Genomic DNA, 2,514 nt, shown 5'->3' with positions numbered 1-2,514 from the left:
ACGTTCGAGTTCCGCACCGGCGAGCCAGTCGCGCTGCCACAAGGTGAAGTCGGCGTACTGCACGGCCAGTGGCGGCAGAGCGGGCGGTTCGTTCAGCAGCGAAGCCGTATAGCACGCTCCGAGTTCACGCACGAGCACGCCGGTGGACCAGCCATCGGAGATGATGTGATGCATCGTGAAGAGCAGGACGTGCTCATCGGCTGCGAGACGCAGCAGTTGCGCACGCAGCAGCGGCCCGTGCTGAAGATCGAAGGCGCGGGTGGCTTCGGCTTGAGCAAGGCGGCGGACTTGCCCATCATCGGAAAGTACAACCAGCGGCAACGTGATTCGCAACTCAGACGCGATGCACTGCACAGCCTGACCATCGTGTTGCGTGAACGATGTACGCAAGCTTTCGTGACGCGCGACGAGCGCATTCAAGGCATTCTCGAAGGCCGAGACATCGAGCGATCCGCTTAGGCGCACGGCGACCGGAATGTTATAGGTTGACTGTTCCGGATTGAGCTGTTCGAGGAACCACAGACGTTCCTGTGCGAAAGACAGCGGCAGCTTCGCCGGACGCGGCATCGCTTGCAAGGGCGGCAAGGCGCTGGCTTCACGCGACGATTCTTCCAGTGCTTCAGCAAGTGAGGCGACACTGGGCGCATCGAACAGCGTGCGCAAAGGCAGTTCGATGGCAAGCGCTTCACGCAGACGCGACACGAGTTGCGTAGCGAGCAGCGAATGACCGCCGAGGGCGAAGAAGTTATCGAAGACGCTCACGCGTTCGAGACCAAGCACGCTCGCGAAGCATTCAGCAAGCGAATGTTCGAGCGACGAGCGCGGTGCGACATAGGCGGCGAGATCCTGCCACTGCGGATCGGGCAAGGCACGGCGATCGAGCTTGCCGTTAGGTGTGAGCGGCAATGCATCGAGCACGACGAACGCCGAGGGAACCATGTAGTCGGGCAATCGCGAGTTCAAATGCTCACGAAGATCGCTTGCATCCGAAACCAGCGTGACATAAGCGATGAGTTGCTGATCCTGCGTCGCCTCATGCCGCGCCCGTGCAATCACCACAGCCTCGCGCACCGCGGGATGACTCGCGATCTGCGCTTCGATCTCACCCAACTCGATACGGAACCCGCGAATCTTGACCTGATGATCGTTACGGCCAAGAAACTCGATATTTCCATCGGGTCGATAGCGCGCGATATCTCCGGTGCGATACATACGCGCGCCGGCAACGAACGGATCATCGATAAACCTCTCAGCAGTGAGATCAGGCCGATTCAGATAACCCCGCGCCACACCCGCCCCACCGATATACAACTCACCAACCGCACCCGGCGGCACGAGCCGGTATTGCGCATCGAGCAGATACATACGCGTGTTGGCGATCGGACGACCGACCGGAACCGTTGCTGAGTTCTGCGCTTCGAGCCCCACCTCATAACACGAAGACCAGACGGTCGTTTCCGTGGGACCATAGACATTCCACAGCGATCTGACCTTCTCGCGCAGCCGCGCCGCGAGAGCCGCGGACAACGCTTCGCCACCGCAGAGCGCGGTGAGTTGCGCGTTGCCGGTCCACTGCGCATCGAGCAGCATCCGCCAGGTCGCGGGCGTCGCCTGCATGAAGCTGACTTCATGCTTGTCGATAAGCGCTTGCAGCGCGATCGGATCGGCCGCATCGCTTCGGCGCGCGAGCACGATGCATGCGCCCGTGCTCAAGGGCAGATACAACTCAAGTCCCGCGATATCGAAGGAAATCGTCGTGACGGCGAGCAGCGTGTCAGCGGCGCTCATGGCGGTGATATCGCGCATCGAGCACAAGAAGTTGAGCATCTCGCGATGCTCGACCATCACGCCCTTGGGCTTGCCGGTGGAGCCGGAAGTGAAGAGCACGTAAGCAAGGTGATGCGAAGCGACCGCGACTTGCGGATCGTCCTCCGAGCCATCGAGCGAGACGTTCGGATCGAGCACGGTAAGCGTGCCGGTGTCGCCGAGCGCATCGTGGCCGGCTGCATCGGCGAGCAGGAGTCTGGGCGCGGAGTCGGTGAGGATGTGGCTCAAACGCTCGCCCGGATAGGCCGGATCGAGCGGCACGTACGCAGCGCCCGCCTTGAGTGTCGCGAGCAGCGACACCACCATGCCGATGCCACGCTCCACGCACAGCGCCACGCGATCCTCGGGTCGAACGCCTTGTGCGATCAGATGATGGGCGAGTTGATTGGCGCGTGCGTTCAGTTGCGCATACGTGAGCGATTCGTCTTCGAAGACGAGTGCGATTGCATCGGGCGTGCGCTGGACTTGTTGCTCGAACAACTGATGGATGCACAGATCCGAAGGATAAGCAGTCTCCGTATCGTTCCACGTAGAGACGAGCAGAGTTCGTGTGTCCGGCGGCAACACGTCGAGTTGATTGACCGGCGTCTGCGGCGCATGTTCGAGCGCTTGCACGAGACTCGAAAGCGTCTGCTCCATATAGCCACACAACAGTTCGGGCGACAACGGTGCGACCGTCTGCGCGGT

General features: G+C 61.4%; 1 protein-coding gene. It reads right to left on the bottom strand.

Annotation, left to right across the window (positions count from 1 at the left end; translation table 11 throughout):
- Positions 1 to 2,514: non-ribosomal peptide synthetase (locus AWB70_RS38035; protein WP_143281756.1), on the bottom strand; the 2,514-nt coding region annotated here is incomplete at both ends.

Source organism: Caballeronia cordobensis, assembly GCF_001544575.2.
In the GTDB taxonomy this organism is placed as follows: domain Bacteria; phylum Pseudomonadota; class Gammaproteobacteria; order Burkholderiales; family Burkholderiaceae; genus Caballeronia; species Caballeronia cordobensis.
This window is presented reverse-complemented; position numbering and strand designations above follow the sequence as displayed.